Below are 4,883 nucleotides of genomic sequence, written 5' to 3'. Positions count from 1 at the left end.
GCGTGGGCTTGAGGCCGACGACACCGCAGAACGACGCGGGGATCCTTATCGACCCGCCGGCATCGGTGCCGGTCGCGATCGGCACGGCACCGGAGGCGACGGTCGCCCCCGAGCCCGCGCTGGAACCGCCCGAATTCCGCCGCGGGTCGTGGGGATTCCTCGTCACCCCGGTGCGCGGCGAGATCCCGGTGCCCTTCCAACCGAACTCGGGGGTCGTCGTCCTGCCGATCACCACCGCGCCCGCGTCGACCAAGCGTGACACCATCGGCGCCGAATACGTGGCCGGCGTGTCGGGCGTGGTGAGCGATCCCTTTCCGGTCGGCTCGCCGACGTAGGGCATGTTGTCCTTGATCGCGATGGGAACACCGTGCAGTGGGCTGCGGATCCGGCCCGAACGTACCTCCGACTCGCGTTCGCGGGCCTGGGCCAGTGCGCGTTCGGCGAGCAGGCCCGCGTAGGCGTTGATCGCGGGCTCGGCTGCGCTCGCGACGTGCAGGGCGCACTCGGCCAGCTGCACCGGCGACAATTCGCCGGTGGCGATCCGGCGACCGAGGTCGACACCGCTGGTTGCCCGGTAGTCCTCGATGTCCAGGCTTTCGAACCGCGCCGTCATCGGGTTGCCTTGCTGTCCAGCCGCAGCCGTGGCCATGCCGCGGCGAAACGCTGCGCCCACTCGGTGGGTACCGACGTGCTGATCTTGACGAACCTCTCGCCGAAGCGGGGCGACTGATAGGTGCCCGCACGAATGAAGACGTCGTGATCGAGCATCGCCGCGCACAGCTGATCGGAGGTGGCGCCACAGCCACTGACGTCGACGGCGAGGAAATTGCCGTGCGAGGGCTCGACGAGAACAGTGCCGAGTCCGCTGCTGACGACGGCGTGGGTGACGATGTCCTGGTTGGCCCGGTTGGTCGCGCGCAGCCGGTCGAGCCACGGCCCCTTCACCTTCAGGCCGGCGATGGCGGCGCGCTGGGCCTGGATGTTCGCCCCGAGCGGATTGGCGGGCACGTCCGTCAGCCGGGCGAGCAGCTCGGGGATCGCGACGACCGCTCCGAGGCGCAGACCGGCAAGGCCAAGCCATTTCGAGAAGCTGTACGTGGTGAGCGTGCCCTCGGGATATATCTCGGCCAGAAGGGTGTGTCCGTCGGCGAAGTGTCGGTAGGTGCAGTCGTGGACGATCAGAGATCCCGTGTCGCGGGCCAGCGCGGCAATCGATTCCAGCGCCTCGCGCTCATACCGGCTGCCCAACGGGTTGAGCGGGTCGATGAGGTAGATCAGCGACGCCGGCTCGATCACGTCCGCGATCTGATGCGCTGCCAGGGTGTAACCCCGTTCGGGTGAGTAGATCTCCACGGTGCTCACCGGCACGCCCTGCAGGCCGAAGAAGCGGGCAGGCCATGGCCATCCAGGGTCGGTGGTGATCACTCGGGACACTCCGGTCGCGAGGGCGGTGCAGATGTGGTGCAACCCGCCGACGGCGCCGTCGGTGATCCAGGCCGCCGCATCCGGTAGGCCGAGGTCGTCGGTGATGAGCTCGCGCAACTCCTCGAAACCCAGTGCGGGGGCATATAACTGGAACTCGCGGGCGCGGGTGCTCGCCAACAACGCCTCGGTGACTTCTGGCGGCGGTTCGAGGTGCGTGGTGTTCTGTCCCATCCACGCGAGACCTGGCCGGCTCAGCAGAGACTCGAACGACGGGGCGGTCACTGCTGAAGTGCCAACGTGGCGAAGGCGGTGTAGACGCGGGTGGCCTCGACGATGTCGTGCACCGAGAGGCGTTCGTTCGGGCAGTAGACCGGCTCGCCACCGGGGCCGAAGATCACCGTCGGGATCCGGTCGCCGAAACTGGCTGTGTCACCGAGCCATCCCGCCGCCTTGAGGGGTGGTTCCGTGCCCCGAACCTGGCGCACCGCGTCGACCATCGTCTGCACCACGTTGCTGTGCGGATCGGCGACGTACGGCGGCTTGGTGTCGACAAGCTCGACCCGCGCCAGGAACCGGGAATCGGCGCGCAAGGCGTTGTTCAGGCAGCGATCCACTTCGGCGCGCACCGTCTCGACGTCGACACCGGGCTGCGGTCTGCAGTCGAGGCGGATCACGCACTCGTCGGGAATCATCGACGGCCCTCCCGGTGGCAGCCCGCCGTATACGCGTCCCGGCGCGATGAAGGTTTCCTCGCCGAATAGGTCGCGCACCCACGGCTCGAGCTCGGGCGTCAGCTTGGACGCATCGAACTCCAGAATCGCGTGTGCTGCAAGCACATTGGCATTGACGGCAAGTGGCTTGTGGCATGTGTGCGCCGAGCGGCCCTGGGTGGTGACGTCGAAGTAGTAACGGCCCCGGTGCCCGAGGTAGATCTCGTTGTCGGACAGCTCTCCGAGGACGCACAGATCGGCGCTGTAGTCGTCGAAGTACCTGATCGAACCCAGCTGATCTCCCATGTGGTCGCTGACGCCTGCGAACGCCAGCCGGCCGGACAACTCGAGGCCCGAGGCGCGCACCGCCTCGGCGGCGACGAGCTGGCAGACCAACGCCGCCTTCATGTCCATGATCCCGTGGCCGTAGACGTGTCCGTCGATCAGCTCGCCGCTGTACGGCTCGGTCGCGGTCCAGCCGATCGACTCCGGCTTGGTGTCCAGGTGGCCGGTGAACACCACCCGCGGTCCTGGCCCGAAGTCCAGTTCGCCGATGGCATTGGGCCGGTCGGGAAGCACCTCCTGCAGGTGCACGTCGGTGAAATCCGACTCGTGCATGACGTCGACCAGATACTTGGCAAGGGCCCGCTCGTCGCCGAGGACGCTCGGTATGCGGCACACCTCCTGGACCAACGACACCACGCGCTGTTCGTCGATGCTGTCGATTGCCCTGGCCACCGCGGCTGATTGCACTGTCACACGCTCCTGCACATTTGCAAATGAGATCTCAAACTAGCCTGTCGAACCGCACTTCTGTCAAGCGAAGGCGGTTTCGAAGCTCTTGGCAACATGAAGGTAGCTATGTTGCGTCGGTGTTACTGCAGCTCACATCCCTTGACCACGATGTGTGCGTGATGAATGATGCTCTTCATCGCAGATGTGATCTCAAGATCTCAAATCTAGCCGCCATGCATCTGGGATCCGGATTCGAGGAGTGTTCATGACATCTTTCAGCTCTCACCGCGGCCCCATCGACGCCCGCGCGCCGCGGGGTCGACGGTGGGGCCGGGCGCTGGCCGGGGCTTGGGCCGCGTCCATGCTGGTCGCAGCGGCCTGCTCTAGCGAAAGTGGCAGTACGGCTTCGGGTCCCTCCTCGACCGAGGGTGGCAAGGTCGGCGTCGTGCTGGCAGGCCCGCGCAATGACAAGGCGTTCTACCAGTCCTATCTGGATGGCGTGCAGGCGGTTGCGGACAAGCAGGGGATGAAGGTCTCCGTCGTCGACAACGTGGATTCGCCGCAGGCCGCGGTGGACGCTCTCACCAACCTCGCCGCTGACAACAACCTCATCATCGCTGGTGGCAGCTCACTTGTCTCGGCGGGCAATACCGTCGCCCCGCAGTTCCCCGACGTCACCTTCGTCATGTCCGGCGTCGTCCAGGAGGGCATCCCCAACCTGCACACCTACGCCACCAAGCAGGGTGTGCCCGCCTACGTGGCCGGGGCCGTCGCCGCAAGGGCAAGTACGTCACGCAAGATCGGCTACATCGGCGGTACGGACATACCGCCGAACTCGCAGTCCTCGATCGACTTCGCCGCTGGCGCGAAGTCGGTCGACCCGACGATCGGCGTGGCGTCGACGACGGTTGGCTCCCTCAGTGACGCGACGAAGGCCAAGGAGGCGACGGCGGCTCAGATCGCCAACGGGGCCGACGTCATCTACGCCTTCCAGGATGCCGGCCTACCCGGAGTGCTCGACGCGGTCGCCGAATCCGGCAAGAAGATCCCGGTGTTCAATCCCACCACCGACCGATGCACGGAATCGCCCAACCTGATCGGATACGCCTACCAGAACACCCAGATGATGGTGACCCACATTCTCGAGGACTACACGGCGAAGACGTTGCCGGCCAAGCCGCGGTTCTACGCGGTGGAGGATCCCAACGTCCAGACGCTGAAACTGTGCCCGTCGTTCAGCCAGTATCAGGATCTGGTCACCCAAACCACCGACAAGATCAACTCCGGAGCGATCAGCATGCCCGAAGGGGGATGACGTGGCGGCTGACCATGCCCTGCGACTGCGCGGCGTCACCAAGCGCTACGGCGGCGTCATCGCCAACGACGCCGTCGATCTCGATGTCCGTCCCGGCGAGATCCTTGCCCTGCTCGGTGAGAACGGGGCGGGAAAGTCGACGCTGGTGCGGATTCTGTCGGGGCTGACCCGACCGGACTCGGGGGAGGTCTCGGTCAACGGCGAACCACTGCCGTTCGGTGACCCCGACGCCGCACGCAAGCGTGGAATCGGGGTCGTACACCAGCATTTCATGCTCGTCGACGATATGACGGCCACCGAGAACCTCGCCTTGTCGCGCGGTTCTGCGCAACCGTGGCGGATCGACAAGACGGCCATCCGCACCCGACTGGCCGAACTGAGCGAACGCTACGGACTGCCGGTGCGAACCGACGAACCGGTGGGCACGCTTCCGGTCGGTGAACGTCAGCGCATCGAGATCTTGAAGTGTTTGTTCTCCACTGCCCACGTGCTCCTGCTCGACGAACCCAGCGCCGTACTGTCGGCGACGGAATGGGAAGGCCTGGCCGTCGTGCTGCGCGACCTGGCCCGGTCCGGCATGGCCATCGTGTTGATCACACACAAGTTGGCCGAGATCGCCGCGGTCGCCGACCGGTGCACCGTGATCCGCTCCGGCCGGGTCGTCGACACGGTGCGGGTAGCAGACACCACCGCAAGGG

General features: G+C 66.1%; 5 protein-coding genes. 2 read left to right on the top strand and 3 right to left on the bottom strand.

The window, feature by feature from the left end:
- From ACRDUX_RS18765 to ACRDUX_RS18755, 3 genes are all read right to left on the bottom strand, one after another.
- The coding region (locus ACRDUX_RS18765; RefSeq protein WP_526415528.1) for an amidase at positions 1–613 on the bottom strand (613 nt) is incomplete at its 3' end.
- Positions 610–1,707, bottom strand: a complete 1,098-nt coding sequence (locus tag ACRDUX_RS18760) for a pyridoxal phosphate-dependent aminotransferase (RefSeq protein WP_526415527.1) — start codon at positions 1,705–1,707, stop codon at positions 610–612. The genes ACRDUX_RS18765 and ACRDUX_RS18760, both read right to left, overlap by 4 nt.
- Complete coding sequence (locus ACRDUX_RS18755; RefSeq protein ID WP_526415526.1) at positions 1,704–2,894, bottom strand: M20 family metallopeptidase; 1,191 nt, start codon at positions 2,892–2,894, stop codon at positions 1,704–1,706. The genes ACRDUX_RS18760 and ACRDUX_RS18755 overlap by 4 nt, the downstream gene beginning before the upstream one ends.
- Before the next feature lie 241 nt (positions 2,895–3,135).
- On the opposite strand from ACRDUX_RS18755, the gene ACRDUX_RS18750 reads away from it, so the two are divergent.
- Positions 3,136–4,185, top strand: a complete 1,050-nt coding sequence (locus tag ACRDUX_RS18750) for a BMP family protein (RefSeq protein WP_526415525.1) — start codon at positions 3,136–3,138, stop codon at positions 4,183–4,185.
- A gap of 1 nt (position 4,186) precedes the next feature.
- Positions 4,187–4,883: ATP-binding cassette domain-containing protein (locus ACRDUX_RS18745; RefSeq protein WP_526415524.1), on the top strand; the 697-nt coding region annotated here is incomplete at its 3' end.

It is taken from the genome of Mycobacterium sp. (genome assembly GCF_050701675.1).
In the GTDB taxonomy this organism is placed as follows: Bacteria; Actinomycetota; Actinomycetes; order Mycobacteriales; family Mycobacteriaceae; genus Mycobacterium.
The sequence above is the reverse complement of the archived record's forward strand: the minus strand, read 5'-3'. Positions and strand labels throughout refer to the sequence as shown.

What these genes read in the sequence shown, in the direction of transcription:
- ACRDUX_RS18750 (WP_526415525.1), top strand. Translation starts at nt 3,136, where the DNA reads ATGACATCTTTCAGCTCTCACCGCGGCCCCATCGACGCCCGCGCGCCG.